The 13,990-nt window shown below is 58.9% G+C and carries 13 protein-coding genes; 4 read left to right on the forward strand and 9 right to left on the reverse strand.

Features of this window, described 5'->3' with window-relative positions; translation table 11 throughout:
* Positions 1-2: 2 nt before the first annotated feature.
* Entirely contained in the window at positions 3-1,163 is a 1,161-nt protein-coding gene (locus ACR3EP_RS20845) for an acyl-CoA dehydrogenase family protein (RefSeq protein ID WP_480639294.1), read from the reverse strand.
* A 97-nt stretch (positions 1,164-1,260) separates the two neighbouring features.
* On the opposite strand from ACR3EP_RS20845, the gene ACR3EP_RS20850 reads away from it, so the two are divergent.
* Positions 1,261-2,184 (forward strand): GlxA family transcriptional regulator, encoded by a 924-nt coding sequence (locus ACR3EP_RS20850; RefSeq protein WP_480639295.1) that lies wholly within the window; start codon positions 1,261-1,263, stop codon positions 2,182-2,184.
* A 17-nt stretch (positions 2,185-2,201) separates the two neighbouring features.
* Here ACR3EP_RS20850 and ACR3EP_RS20855 read toward each other — a convergent pair whose 3' ends face one another.
* Genes ACR3EP_RS20855 through napF form a run of 8 tightly spaced genes read right to left on the reverse strand, consistent with a single transcriptional unit; the run spans position 2,202 to position 8,708 of the window.
* Complete coding sequence (locus ACR3EP_RS20855) at positions 2,202-2,459, reverse strand: hypothetical protein (protein ID WP_170349935.1); 258 nt, start codon at positions 2,457-2,459, stop codon at positions 2,202-2,204.
* A 13-nt stretch (positions 2,460-2,472) separates the two neighbouring features.
* Complete coding sequence (locus ACR3EP_RS20860) at positions 2,473-3,174, reverse strand: NapC/NirT family cytochrome c (RefSeq protein WP_170349934.1); 702 nt, start codon at positions 3,172-3,174, stop codon at positions 2,473-2,475.
* A 29-nt stretch (positions 3,175-3,203) separates the two neighbouring features.
* Positions 3,204-3,641 (reverse strand): nitrate reductase cytochrome c-type subunit, encoded by a 438-nt coding sequence (locus tag ACR3EP_RS20865; RefSeq protein WP_480639296.1) that lies wholly within the window; start codon positions 3,639-3,641, stop codon positions 3,204-3,206.
* Between the two features lie 12 nt (positions 3,642-3,653).
* On the reverse strand, positions 3,654-4,571 hold the full coding sequence (napH, locus tag ACR3EP_RS20870; protein ID WP_480639297.1) for a quinol dehydrogenase ferredoxin subunit NapH: 918 nt from the start codon (positions 4,569-4,571) through the stop codon (positions 3,654-3,656).
* On the reverse strand, positions 4,568-5,386 hold the full coding sequence (gene napG, locus ACR3EP_RS20875; RefSeq protein ID WP_170349931.1) for a ferredoxin-type protein NapG: 819 nt from the start codon (positions 5,384-5,386) through the stop codon (positions 4,568-4,570). Before napG ends, napH begins: the two co-directional genes overlap by 4 nt.
* Before the next feature lie 27 nt (positions 5,387-5,413).
* The gene (napA, locus tag ACR3EP_RS20880; RefSeq protein WP_170361756.1) at positions 5,414-7,906 is read right to left on the reverse strand and encodes a nitrate reductase catalytic subunit NapA; all 2,493 of its coding nucleotides are present in this window, start codon (positions 7,904-7,906) and stop codon (positions 5,414-5,416) included.
* Positions 7,903-8,196 (reverse strand): chaperone NapD, encoded by a 294-nt coding sequence (locus ACR3EP_RS20885; protein WP_480639298.1) that lies wholly within the window; start codon positions 8,194-8,196, stop codon positions 7,903-7,905. Before ACR3EP_RS20885 ends, napA begins: the two co-directional genes overlap by 4 nt.
* On the reverse strand, positions 8,193-8,708 hold the full coding sequence (napF, locus tag ACR3EP_RS20890) for a ferredoxin-type protein NapF (RefSeq protein ID WP_480639299.1): 516 nt from the start codon (positions 8,706-8,708) through the stop codon (positions 8,193-8,195). Before napF ends, ACR3EP_RS20885 begins: the two co-directional genes overlap by 4 nt.
* 312 nt (positions 8,709-9,020) lie before the next feature.
* Here napF and ACR3EP_RS20895 point away from each other — a divergent pair, with 312 nt between their 5' ends.
* Genes ACR3EP_RS20895 through ACR3EP_RS20905 form a run of 3 tightly spaced genes read left to right on the forward strand, consistent with a single transcriptional unit; the run spans position 9,021 to position 13,988 of the window.
* The gene (locus tag ACR3EP_RS20895) at positions 9,021-11,432 is read left to right on the forward strand and encodes a DUF3141 domain-containing protein (RefSeq protein WP_480639300.1); all 2,412 of its coding nucleotides are present in this window, start codon (positions 9,021-9,023) and stop codon (positions 11,430-11,432) included.
* Positions 11,429-12,823, forward strand: a complete 1,395-nt coding sequence (locus ACR3EP_RS20900; RefSeq protein WP_170349926.1) for a bifunctional enoyl-CoA hydratase/phosphate acetyltransferase — start codon at positions 11,429-11,431, stop codon at positions 12,821-12,823. Before ACR3EP_RS20895 ends, ACR3EP_RS20900 begins: the two co-directional genes overlap by 4 nt.
* Positions 12,816-13,988 (forward strand): acetate/propionate family kinase, encoded by a 1,173-nt coding sequence (locus tag ACR3EP_RS20905; RefSeq protein ID WP_480639301.1) that lies wholly within the window; start codon positions 12,816-12,818, stop codon positions 13,986-13,988. The genes ACR3EP_RS20900 and ACR3EP_RS20905 overlap by 8 nt, the downstream gene beginning before the upstream one ends.
* The last annotated feature ends 2 nt before the right edge of the window (positions 13,989-13,990 follow it).

A 13,990-nucleotide genomic window follows, 5' to 3' on the forward strand; every position in this document is an offset into this window, starting at 1 on the left:
CTTCAGGCGCCCAAGGGACGCAGCAGATCGCGGCTGATGATGTGGCGCTGAATCTCGCTGGTGCCGTCCCAGATACGTTCAACTCTTGCATCGCGCCAGAACCGTTCGATCGGGAAGTCATCCATCAGACCCATGCCGCCGAAGATTTGCAGTGTGGTATCGGTCACCCGTGCCAGCGTCTCGGAGGCATAGAGCTTGGCCGAGGCGATCTCACGGTTCGATGGCAAGTTCTGGTCCAGTCGCCACGCGGCGGCGAGGGTCAGCCAGTCTGCAGCGTCAATCTCGGTGATCATGTCGGCGATTTGGAAACCGACGCCCTGAAACTTGCCGATGGGTTGGCCGAACTGCTTGCGTTCGGCCGCATAATTCAGCGCATAGTCAAAGCACCGGCGCGCGCGCCCGACTGAAAAGGCCGCGACCGTCAGCCGGGTAGCATATAGCCATTCGTTCATCACCGCAAAGCCACCATCGACTTCGCCGAGGACCTGCGCATCGGGCAGGCGGCAATTGTCGAAATAAAGGATGTAGTTCTTGTAACCTTTATGGCTGACCGAGTTATAGCCCTCGCGAACCTCGAACCCCGGCGTGCCGCGATCCACGAGAAAGGTGGTGATCCGCTTCTTTGGACCTTTCGGGGTCTCATCGACCCCGGTTGCGATGAAGACAATGAAGAAATCCGCGTGCTCTGCGCCCGAGATGAAGTGTTTTGAGCCATTGACGACCCAGTCCCCGCCATCGGGCACGGCCTGACATTTCATGCCCCGCACGTCCGACCCGGCATCTGGTTCGGTCATCGCCAGCGCGTCCATCCTTTCACCACGCACGGCGGGCAGCAGATAGCGTTCGCGCTGATCATCGTTGCAGGCCATCAGAATATTTTGCGGACGGCCAAAGAAGTGGGTCAGCGCCATAGAACCGCGGCCCAATTCACGTTCGACCAATGTGAAATCGAGATGCGACAGACCAGCGCCGCCGACTTCTTCGGGGAAGTTGCAGGCGTAAAAGCCAAGGTCGATACACTTCTGTTTGATCTCTTCGCCCAGCTCTGATGGCACGGTTCCGCTGCGCTCCACCGCGTCTTCGTGGGGGTAGATCTCTTTCTCGACAAAGCTGCGGACCGTAGAAACGATCATTTCCTGTTCTTCTGACAGACCGAATTGCATGGCGCGTGTTCCCTGGCTGGTGGTTGACGAATGAAACGCCACAGGTCACGGTCACGACATGCAAAGTTAGCCGCCTAGTATGCAGAGTTAGAAAAAATTGTCCCAACGCTATAACATTCTGTTGTTTGATGGGTTTTCGAACCACTGCCTCGCCAACATGGTCGAACCGCTGCGGGCGGCCAACTCGTTGTCGCGGCAGACGCTGTATCTCTGGCGATTCTGTTCGTTGGATGGCAAGCCCGTGCAAAGTTCCAGCGGGCTGGTCGTCACGCCGCATGGGGCCTTGCACGTTCACAGCGGCGATGTATTGGTCGTGATGCCATCTTACGGCTATTTGTCGCTGGATACTCGTGCCACCACGCGCGCCCTGCTGGCGGCGGCGCGGACCCATCCGCAAGTGGCCGGGCTGGATACCGGCAGTTGGCTACTGGCGCGCGCTGGCTTGCTGGACGATCACCGCGCGACGATTCACTGGGATGAGCTATCGCGGTTCGAAGAAGCCTTTCCAGCAGTTGACGTTGTGCAGGAACGCTTTGTCATAGACGGCAATCGGTTGACTTGTTCGGGGGCGATGGCGGCCTTTGATCTGGCCTCGGCCCTCATTCGTCGGGATCATGGCCCGCTACTGTCGATGGAGGTAGCCCACCTGCTGATGAGCCGCAGCGCGACCGATCCCTATGCCTTACCTTTGAAATCCGAAGATACGCTGGTCAATCGCACGTTGACGGTGATGCAGGGGAACATAGAAACACCGCTGACGATCCGGGACGTTGCCCGCAAACTTGGCTGTTCGCAAAAGAAGATTGAGATGCGGGTTCAGGCCGAGTTGAGCACCACGCCGCAGGCGCTGTATCGGCGACTGCGGCTGACTATGGCCCGGAAACTGGTCGAGGAGACCGAACAAACCATCGCGGAAATTGCCGGTCGCTGCGGGTATGAAAACGCCAGCGCCATGACCCGTGCGTTCAAGGCCGAATTCGGGCGAACCCCAACTGCATTCCGCAGCGGGGCGCCGAATTGATGCAAAGCTTGGCGAATTCAGACTGTCGCACCCTTGATGCGGATGACCGAACCCAACGTACCTGCGCATAGGCCGATGACGACGGCGATTAACAGTTCGACCATACTGACATTGGCAAAGTTCCAATGGGCGAAGATCACCGTTTCCAGCACGCCGACCACGGCCCCCATCAAGCCGCCCAGCCACAGGCGGCGGGTCATCATGCCAAGCGCAAGGCCCAGAATGCCCGGAAGGCTGATGATGTTGGCCCCGATTGTTCCCAGAAGTTCCAGCATATCGTGCCTCTCTTTAATCCGCGCTCTTGTTCAGAAATGACCGGATCTCATCGCTGCTATCTGCAACCTGATGCGATTGTGCGCCCGTTGTCTCACCGGCCAGCTCATCCGTAACTCTCTGGTATTCCTCAAGGTAATCCGAAGGCAGGCTGTGCGCGATGCCCTGGTGGCAATCGATGCAGGTCATGTTGGTGTCGATGGCGCGCTGGTGTTCGGATGCGGCGCGAGTTTCCTGAATGGTGAAATCCATATAGTCGAAGTTGTGGCAATTGCGGCATTCGCGGCTGTCCGACGCCTTCATCTTTTTCCAGACGGCCGAAGCCATGCTCAGACGGTGCGCTTCGTATTTTTCGGGCGTGCTGATGGTTCCTGCCAGTTCGTGATAGACGTCTTTGACGGCCATGATCTTGGCCTTGATCTTGTGGTTCCACTCATGCGGCACGTGGCAGTCGGAACAAATCGCGCGCACGCCGGAATGGTTGTTGTAGTGGATCGTTTCGCGATATTCGCCCAGATTGACCTCCATCGTGTGGCATGAGGTACAAAATTCCTCGGTGTTGGTCAGTTCCAGTGTCCAGTGGAACCCACCCCAGAACAGGATGCCGGCCAGAAAACCAGCCAGGATCAGAAAGCCCGAGCTGAACGCCACGGCCGGTGTCCAGATCCAGTTCCAGAGGCGGCCAATCCAACCGCGTTTTTCGGGGGAGTCTGCCATCTTGGTGCTCCTTTCAGACATGCGTTGGATTAGTTGCCGGACGAGGGTTCAAACACGTTGTCGACCAACGCAGGCGCGTCTGCCTGAGGCACGTGACATTGGTTGCAGAAATAGCGGGTGCCCGCAATGTGATCCAGCTCGTTGCCGTCGCGATCCAGATAGTGGGTCATCGACAGGGTCGGAGCGTTGCGTTCACCTGCCTTGGTCCAGTCGTGGCAGGACAGACACTGATTGGTGCGCACGTCGATCTGGTATTGTTCGATCGAATGAGGAACCAGCGGTGGCTGCTGGCGATAGTTGCGCTGCATACGCCCTTCGACATTTTTGTGGATCTGATCGAGTGGAATAAGCTCATCCACATCCGCCCCACGCAGGGTTTCCACTTGGGCCGACTGGGCAAGGGCGAACCCGCTCAGGAGCAAAACGGGGATCAGGGCCAATCCGCCTGTCACGATTGATTTTTTCATCTTGGCACTCCCTTAAATAGGTCTGGCTGCGCGCCGGTCGGGCGCGGGAACTGGATCGGAAGGCGCGGCGACATGGTCGTCGAACCGGTGAGTAAAGGTAAAGACATCGACCGCGCATACGTCGATACAGCGGCCGCAATTGGTGCAGTCCGGGGAAAGGATCAGTGGCGTTGTCCCGGGCTTGCCCTTCAATGCGGGGGATATGATTTGATTTTCTGGGCAGACGGCATAGCAATCCATGCAATCGTCACAGGCCGCCCGGTTTGCGGCGCTGACCCGCAGCAAGCTTTTGCTGCCGATCAGACCATAGAAAGCGCCGACCGGGCAGATATGACCGCACCATCCGTGGCGCGCGACGAACAGGTCAAAGATAAAGATCGCAGCAACCATGGCCCAGACAAAACCCGCGCCAAAAATCAACCCGCGATGCAGCATGGTGATCGGGTTGATCAACTCCCACGCGATCACGCCGGTCAGGCCCGACACGACCAGAACCATTGCAAGCACCCACAGGCGGGTGGCGCGTTTCGGCTGCCAGCCTTTCGGCAGGTCCAGTCGCCGGTGCAGCCAGTTGGCGGCGTCGGTCACTGGATTGATCGGGCAGACCCATGAACAATAGACGCGGCCCCCGATCAGCGCATAAGCGACCAGAACGATCAGCCCGCCAATCAGAGCGGTCAGTTCGGGCCAATGACCGGCAACGATGCTTTGCAATACGATAAACGGATCGGTCAGAGGCAACACGCCAAGGGTCAGGGACCCGGCCAGTGTGCCTTGCACGATCCAGATGCCGAACCAGGGGCCCAGCAGGAACAGGACCAGAAAGAACAACTGGCTGGTGCGACGCAGTAGCAGAAAACGATTCGCTCCGATCCAGCCTTTGGCTTCGATCGCTTCGTGACCGACAGGTATATGCGTGCGTGCGCTCATTGGCCTACCCCCGGCAGGTCATATGACGGTGCAAAGCCGCCCGGTGTGGTCAGGTTGTCTGTGCCCGGTCCCGGCAAGCGGTCGGGCAGATCGATCAAGCCGTCAACCAAAGGCCCGCCATGGGCCTCTTTTTCTTCCCAGCCTTTGCGATAGTGGTCGGCCGCGCTGCCCCGCGCCAGTCGTTCCGGCAGAACCTTGATGGCAGCTTCCGGTAGGACACAGCTTTTTTCGCACATGCCGCAACCGGTGCAGCGCTCGGCATGCACGGTGGGGATGAACATCGCATGATGGCCCGATCGGGCGTCATGGGCCGCTTCCAGCGTGATCGCGTCATCAATGACGGGGCAGACGCGATAGCAGACGTCGCAGCGCAGGCCCTGAAAGTTCAGACAGTTCTCCTGATCGACCAGAACGGCAACGCCCATTTTCGCGTCGTCGATATTGTCCAGCCCCGGGTCCAGCGCACCTGTGGGGCAAGCGGCAACGCAGGGAATGTCGTCGCACATCTCACACGGCACATTGCGCGCCGTGAAATAGGGGGTGCCGGTGGCCACGGCATCCACCCCAAGTTCGGCCAGTTTCAACGTATCGTAAGGGCAGTCCCGCACGCACAGCCCACAGCGGATGCAGGCCGACAGGAACGCCTCCTCAGGCAGTGCGCCGGGAGGACGCAACGCCTCGGCCGGTAACGCACGGGCATCACGGGCCAGCCAGGCCAGCAAAGACCCTGCGACCACGCAGCCGCCTGCCGCGCGCGCCGAATCCTGCAGGAAACGGCGCCGTTGCGGCGAGAGGGGGGTACCAGCCAGAGACATGGGGGCTACCTTTGCGATCCGGGCCGGTTACGCGCGCTCGACCTTGCAGGCGCACTTTTTATAGTCGGTTTCTTTCGACAGTGGGCAGGTCGCGTCCAGCGTCAGTTTGTTGGTCAGCTGGTGTTCGTCGAACCACGGCATGAAGACCAAACCGCGCGGCACCTTGTTGCGTCCGCGGGTTTCGACCCGGCTGGTGACCTCGCCGCGGCGAGTGGACAGAACGATCTCTTGCCCGCGGCGCAGACCCCGATCCTTGGCGTCCTGCGGATGCATGTAGACGACAGCGGATGGGAAGGCGCGGTGCAATTCAGGCACCCGGCGGGTCATCGAGCCCGAGTGCCAATGTTCAAGCACACGTCCCGTAGACAACCACAGATCAAATTCTTCATCCGGCTCTTCGGCCGCGGGTTCGTAGGGCGCAAAGATGATCTTGGCCTTGCCATCCTTGTGGCCGTAGAATTTTACGTCAGCCCCTTCGGGAACATACGGGTCAAAGCCTTCGCGGAAGCGGTATAGCGTTTCTTTGCCATCCACGACCGGCCAGCGCATGCCGCGTGCCTGGTGGTACATTTCGAACGGTGCAAGGTCGTGTGCATGTCCTCGTCCGAATTCAGCGTATTCTTCGAATAGGCCTTTCTGAACATAGAACCCAAAGTGCTCGGCGTCGTCGTTATGGAACCCTTCTGCCGTTTCGGACAGCGGGAACTGATCCACCTTACCGTTGGCATAAAGCACGTCGAACATGGTCTTGCCGCGATGCTCGGGCATCTTGGCCAGCAGTTCTTCGCCCCAGACCTCTTCGACGGTGAAGCGTTTGGAGAATTCCATAAGCTGCCACAGGTCGGACTTGGCCTCACCCGGGGCCTGCACCTGTTGCCGCCAGAACTGGGTGCGGCGTTCGGCGTTGCCATAAGCGCCTTCCTTCTCGACCCACATGGCGGTGGGCAGGATCAGGTCGGCAGAGACGGCGGTGACGGTGGGATAAGGGTCAGAGACAGTGATGAAGTTTTCGGGGTTGCGATAACCGGGATAGCCTTCTTCGTTGATGTTGGGCGCGGCCTGCATGTTGTTGTTGCACTGCACCCAATAGGCGTTCAGCTCACCATCTTTCAGCTTGCGGTGTTGCAACACAGCGTGGAAGCCTGGTTTGGGCGGAATGGTACCTTCGGGGATGTTCCACGCAGTTTCGCAAATCTCGCGGTGTTCATCATTCGCCACCACCATGTCGGCGGGCAGGCGGTGGGCAAAGGTGCCGACTTCGCGTGCAGTCCCGCAAGCTGACGGCTGACCTGTCAGCGAGAAGGGCGAGTTGCCCGGTTCGGAAATCTTACCCACCAGCAGATGCACATTATACATCAGCGAGTTCACCCAAGACCCGCGGGTGTGCTGGTTGAAGCCCATGGTCCAAAGGCTCATGACCTTACGGGTTGGGTCCGCATATTGCTGCGCGAGTTTCTCCAGCTTGTCTGCTGGAACGCCCGACAGTTCCGAGGTGTATTCCAGCGTATAGGGCGCAACTGCTTCGGCGTATTCTTCAAAGCTGATGCTCTCAAGCGCGCCAGAGTTCGGGTTTTCTGCCTCTTGTTGCAGCGCGTTGGTTTCTCGCAGGCCATAGCCGATATCGGTGGCAGTCTTCGTGATGTTGACGTGATTTCTGACGAAATACTCGTTCACCGCGTTGTTCTGGATGATGTAGTTCGCGATGTAATTCAGGATCGCCAGATCGGTCTGTGGTTCAAACACGATGCCGTTGTCTGCCAGTTCGAACGAACGGTGTTCGAAGGTCGACAGCACGTGGACTTCACATCCCGGCTTGGTCAGGCGCGTATCGGTCAGGCGCGACCACAGGATCGGGTGCATCTCGGCCATGTTCGAGCCCCACAGCACAAAAGTGTCCGCGTGTTCGAAATCGTCGTAACAGCCCATCGGCTCATCAATGCCGAAGGTGCGCATGAACCCGACAACGGCGGATGCCATACAGTGCCGCGCGTTGGGGTCGATATTGTTAGACCGGAATCCGGCCTTCATCAGCTTTGAGGCGGCATAGCCTTCCCAGATTGTCCACTGACCCGAACCGAACATTCCAACACTGGTTGGACCCTTCTTGGCCAGGGCCTCTTTCCACTTGGCGGCCATGACGTCGAAGGCTTCGTCCCAGCTGACCGGTTCGAATTCACCGTTCTTGTCGTATTCGCCGTTGGTCTTGCGCAACAAAGGCGTGGTCAGACGGTCCTTGCCGTACATGATCTTCGACAGGAAATAGCCCTTGATGCAGTTCAGGCCACGGTTGACCGGCGCGTCCGGGTCGCCTTGCGTGGCCACCACACGGCCGTCCTTGGTGCCGACTAGCACCGAACATCCGGTACCGCAGAACCGGCAGGCCGCCTTGTCCCAGCGGATATCGGGGGCCCCGGCCTGCGCGTTGGCCTGACCGGTGGCCAGAGGAATGCCAGCGGCTGATGCAGTGGCAGCGGCCGCTGAGGCCTTGAGAAAAGTCCGGCGAGATTCTGATGTAGTCATAGCGTGAGCCTCCGGCTGGTGGTTTGGCTTTGGGCATCGGGATGCGGGGTAGCCTCCGCAAGTTCCTCGAAATGGTGATAGGTCAGCGTCAGTGAGACCACTCCGGGGATCTGATGCAGATCCATGATGATCTCGGACGCCAGGTGATCGGATGTGTCTTCGACGACGACGACGAAACGGCCGTCTTCGGCCTGGGCATGCACCTCGACGCCTGGTGTGTCGCGCATCGTTTGCGCCGCGGCCTCAGCTTGGTCAGGGACGATATGTACAAGGCAACCGCAAATATTCATTGTATCGCTTCCGTTTTAGATGTGGGCTGACGGTCAAGCGCGATGGCATTGACAGGGCAGGAGGGCACGCAGGCACCACACCCAACGCAGGTTTTGGCATCCAGCGAAGGCTCGGCCACACCGCCCAGTTGCAACCTGAAGCGGATGGCATTCTGTTCGCAATTGTCCTGACAGACGCGACAGCTGACCCCGTTCATGGACAGGCAAGAGGATGTCTCGATCGCCGCGCGCCAGGGCCAGTCGGGCAGGCGTTCGATTTGCAACGCGTCTGTCGGGCAGACCGTGGCGCAATCGCCGCAAAAGGTGCAGGGGTTTTCACTGGGCTTAAACACCGGGAAACCGTCCTGACCGAAGACAATTACCGTTTCCTGACAAACGTCGACGCAGTCGCCACATTTGGTGCAGTGATCCAGGAAACACGGCACATGTGATCCCGGAGGACGGACAATGCTGCTGTCCTCCCGACATACTTTGGCGCTTAGAAACGCCCGACGACTGGTCATCTGGCTCATTTGGCTGGACTGTACGCGCTTGATTCCCTTACTAGGTTATCCCAATAGCGTTTCCGAATGTGATGAATCTTGATCCAGATCATTATTGAAACATTTATTTTTCGCCTTTTCGCCAGTCACCTGACAGTTGAAGTTGTCCAATGCCGCTCAGGCGGTGGCTGCACCAACGGTTAGAACCAAGACGGCGCGGCGCAGAGTTGGGTTTGAGTATCATTTCGAAACAAACTATGCTGCGTCGCAGAAATCGACTCGGCCACTGGCAGAATTTTACGGTGGTGGCGCATGTGTTTTCGATGGTTAGAGGACAGGCTCATGGTGACCAATGTGCAGAAGACCTCGTTGAACCTTCGGTCCGAGACGGCTGAAAATGCGGCTGCGGCTCAGGACCGAACGGTTGATATCGTAACCCGCGCTTTGGATCGGTCCGGCGTACAATGGACCCTGTTGTCCCAATCCGCCCGGCTGCAATCGACGCGGATTATCGAAACGCATTCAGAGCGGACCCGAGATCTGATGCAGGGCTTCGCCGAGGTTTCGCAGCGCATTGCGCGTTCGCAATCGATTGTCGACGATTGGACAGCTTATCTGAAAGACGCCACCCAGCGCGTGGTGCTGACCATGGACGCGCTGCGTGAACGCGGAGATGCTTTTCTGGAGCATGAAGCCGCGGGTTGCCCGCCAGTGCTGATCTATGACTATGAGGTCATCGTCGACGGGGCGACCCTGAAACGCCCCTGCAATTACCAACTGCTGCGCATCCTGCCGCCCAAAGGTGTAACCATTGACGACACCCGGCGTCCCTACATCATCATCGATCCGCGTGCCGGTCACGGCGGCGGCATCGGTGGATTCAAACCAGACAGTCAGGTTGGCGTTGCCCTGTCAAAAGGGCATCCGGTTTATTTCGTCAGTTTCGGGCGAGACCCTGTGCCGGGGCAGACCCTTGCCGACGTCATGCATGCCGAGGCCGGGTTCGTGCGCACTGTCCGCGCGCGCCATCCCGACAGCCCGCAGCCGGTCGTGACCGGCAATTGCCAAGGTGGGTGGGCCACTTTGCTGATGGCCGCCTGCAACCCGGATCTGACCGGACCGCTGATCTTGAATGGCGCCCCCATTGCGCCATGGTCGGGCGAGGTGGGGGAAAATCCGATGCGGTATAACGCCGGTGTTCTGGGCGGCACCTGGCAACCGATGTTCTGGTCGGACGTCGGCGCGGGCATGTTCGATGGCGCCAATCTGGTGATGAATTTTGAACAGCTGAACCCCAGCCGGAATTATTTCGGCAAGTATTTCGACCTCTACCGCGACCCTGACGGCGGTCGGAAACGCTTCATTTATTTTGAGCGCTGGTGGGGTGGTTACTTCCTATTGAACGAGGCCGAGATTCACTGGATCGTCGAGCAGCTGTTCGTTGGCAATCGGCTGATCAAGAACACCGCGCAGTTGGAACCGGGCGTGCCGATCGACATCAAGGCGGTGAAAGGCCCGATATTTGTCTTTGCCAGCCAAGGTGATAACATCACCCCGCCCCAGCAGGCACTCAACTGGATTGCCGCCACATACGCAGATGAAGAGGAAATCCGTCTGCGCGGTCAGCGGATCATCTACATGTTGCATGATGAGGTTGGCCATCTGGGCATTTTTGTTTCGTCCAAAGTGGCGCGTAAGGAACATACGCAGATGGCTTCGACCCTGGAAACGGTCGAAGCAATGGCACCAGGCCTCTACGAGATGGTGATCGAAAACACCCAAGGCGAAGGCCAGGATAAACAGTTCGAGGTTCGGTTCTATGACCGCACACTCGGGGATGTAGCCGCGTTAGACGACGGCCAGCAGGATGAGGCCAGCTTTGCCGCGGTGGCCCATATGTCCGAAGTGCAGGCGAATGCGTATGAAACCTTCGGGCGTCCTTTTGTGCGGTCCGTGACGACACCGATGGGCGCAAAGGCTTTGCGTGATCTGCACCCTCTGCGCGTTCAACGCACGGCGATGTCTTCGGACAATCCGATGATGAAGGGGGTTGCGCAATTAGCCGGGATGACGCGCGAACTGCGCGCCCCGGCGACAGCTGATAACCCGTTTCTTGAGATGGAAAAGCTGACCGGCGACTGGGTCGAACAGGCCATGGATCTGAGTCGAGACCTGCGCGACGCCTGGTATGAAGGGATGTTCTACGCGCTTTGGGGTGGTCCGCTGGCCGCGTGGTTCGGCAAGAAGAACGCTGCCCACCGTACCTTGCCTGATCCTGAAACCCTGAAAGCCCTGCCCGAGGTTGAGGCAGCATTGGCGCATATGAAACAGGGCGGGCTGCCCGAGGCCGTGATCCGGTTGTTGCTGTTGCTGGCCTCAAGCAACCAAAGCTTTCGGGCTGAAATTCTGCATCGCTGGGCGCATGTGTTCCAACATGAGGCCCCGTTCAGGGATCTCACCGTCGAAGACCGCCAACGCATGTTGCGCGAACAGACAGTGATCGTCACTTTTGACGAACAGGGTGCGATAGATACGTTGCCCGACCTGTTGCCGCGGGTTGCTGACAGAAAACAGGCGGTTGATCTGCTCAAGCGTGTTCTGGGTGAAATTCCGAACCCTTCACCTGAGCTTGTCGAGATGGCACAAGCGCTATACGACACGCTTGATCTTGCTGAGATCAAACAGAAAACCGGAACTCGGTCCAAACCTAAAGGGCGCAGTTCGGCTGCTGCGAACAAGGCCAAACAGAAATGAAAATAACGGAAAACCGCACCTACACGCAGATCAAGGTCGGGGACGTGGCGCAGGTGACGCGCTTATGTACGGTCGATGATCTTTATGCCTTTGCCTCGGCCTCGGGCGATCATAATCCATTGCATCTGGCAGGATATGATGGCGATGGCGATGGCCACCCCGAGGCAGTGGCCCCAGCCCTGTGGCCTGCCGGTTTGATTGCGGCAATTTTGGGCAATATCCTGCCCGGCGCGGGCACCCAGGCGCGGTCGGCGAACCTGTCTTTTCATGCGCCTGTTCTGGCAGATGACGAGGTGACCGCCACGCTGACCGTGACCGAAAAGCGGGACGACGGTGATTTGCTTTGTGCGACCGAAGTGCGCCGCGTGGGCGACAACGCTCTGATCCTCAGTGGTGAGGTGCAAGTGACGCCGCCAGCCAAACACCTGACGTTTGACTCGGTTGACGTGCCCGGCCTGATCGTTCAGCGCCATCGCCATTTCGATGCACTGATCGCAAAGGCAAAGCCTCTGGATCCGATGCCCACAGCCGTGATCGCCCCGGAAGAGCCGAACTCGCTGGGCGGCGCCTTGCTAGGGCATTCCAAGGGTATTATTGCGCCGATCCTTCTGGGTGATCCTGACAAAATCGCTGCTGCAGCCGCCGAGTTGAAGGCCGATTTGTCGAGTATCGAGATCATTGAAGCCCGCAGTCATGAAAATGCGGCCCATCGCGCTGTGGACCTGGTGGTTGAAGGTAAGGCGCAAACCCTGATGAAGGGGCATTTGCACACCGATGTTTTGCTGCGAGCGGTTCTGCGTCGGGACAAAGGTCTGCGGACAGGCCGTCGCTTGTCGCATGTGTTTGTGATGGATGTGCCAGGCTTTTCACGGCCCATCATGGTGACGGATGCGGCCGTGAACATCGCTCCGGACCTCGAGACCAAGGCAGACATTGTGCAGAATGCCATCCATCTGGCACACTCGATCGGGATAGAAACACCAAAGGTTGGCGTCTTGTCGGCGGTTGAGACGATCAACCCGCATATGCCCTCGTCTGTGGATGCGGCGCTGTTGTCGAAAATGGCCGAGCGGGGTCAGATCACCGGTGGGCTGGTCGATGGCCCACTGGCGATGGACAACGCGGTTGATCTGAAGGCGGCGCGAACAAAGGGCATCAAGTCCGCCGTCGCCGGGGCGGCGGATATTCTCGTGGCCCCGAATATCGAAGCTGGCAATATGGTGGCCAAACAGCTGACTTACATTTCCCATGCCGAGGCAGCGGGAATTGTGGTAGGTGCCGCCGCCCCGATCATTCTGACGTCCCGAGCGGATGATGATGCCTCGCGGTTGGCTTCCTGTGCGGTGGCGGCGCTGCATGCGCAAGCAAATAAGGGTAAAATTCATGGCTGACCATGTGCTGGCGCTGAACGCCGGGTCGTCTTCGTTGAAATTCGGGCTGTATGAACTGGTCGAAGGCAATCGCCCCAGCATGCGTTGGCACGGCCAGATCGAACGCTTGGGGGATGCGCCGCGCTTGTTGGCGGAATCTGCCGGGGGCCGCTCGATCAACCAGGCGCTGACGGATACCCAAAGCCATGACGAGGCAATCCAGGCCTTTCTGGACATGACACGCGAATATCTGCCGGACATCCACATCCGCGCCATAGGTCACCGGGTTGTGCATGGGGGGACGGTGTATTCCGAACCCGTGCGGATCGACGACAAGGTTCTGGATACTCTGGCCGGGTTCATCCCCTATGCGCCGCTGCACCAGCCATTCAGTCTGGCCGGTATCCGTGCAGCCAGCGCCGCCTTTCCAGACACGGTTCAGGTGGCCTGTTTCGACACCGCCTTTCACCGCACCCATCCATGGGTCAACGATACCTTCGCCCTGCCGCAGAGCTATTATGACAAGGGCGTGCGCCGGTACGGCTTTCACGGCCTGAGCTATGACTACATCACGCAAAAGCTGAAAGAAACCGCGCCCAGCCTGTATGATGGCCGCGTTGTCATCGCGCATCTGGGCAATGGCGCGTCGATGTGTGCTGTGTCAGGCGGGCGGGCTGTGGCGTCGACCATGGGTTTTTCCGCATTGGACGGCCTGCCGATGGGCACCCGCAGCGGTCAGCTGGACCCGGGTGTCGTGCTGTACATGATGCAGCAGGAAGGGATGAGCGCGGATGAAATCGCCGACATGCTCTATCGTAATTCCGGCCTGCTGGGTCTGTCGGGGATGTCATCGGACATGCGCACCCTGCTGGCCGCCGAAACGCCCGAGGCACGCAAGGCGATCGATTATTATGTCTTTCGCATTCGCCGAGAGCTTGGCGCCATGTCTGCTGCGCTGGAAGGGTTGGACGCGCTGGTATTCACGGGCGGCATTGGTGAGAATGCAGTACAGATCCGTCAGCGGGTTTGTGACGGGATGCGCTGGATCGGGATTGAAATGGATCCCAACAGGAACGCCGACAATGGCACGGTTCTGTCGACCGATTTCAGCCGCGTGCGCATTCTGGCAATTCCCACGAACGAAGAGATGGTGATCGCCCGCGCCGCCGCCCGGATGGTGCAATAGTC

This window comes from Ruegeria sp. BB10, assembly GCF_056535725.1.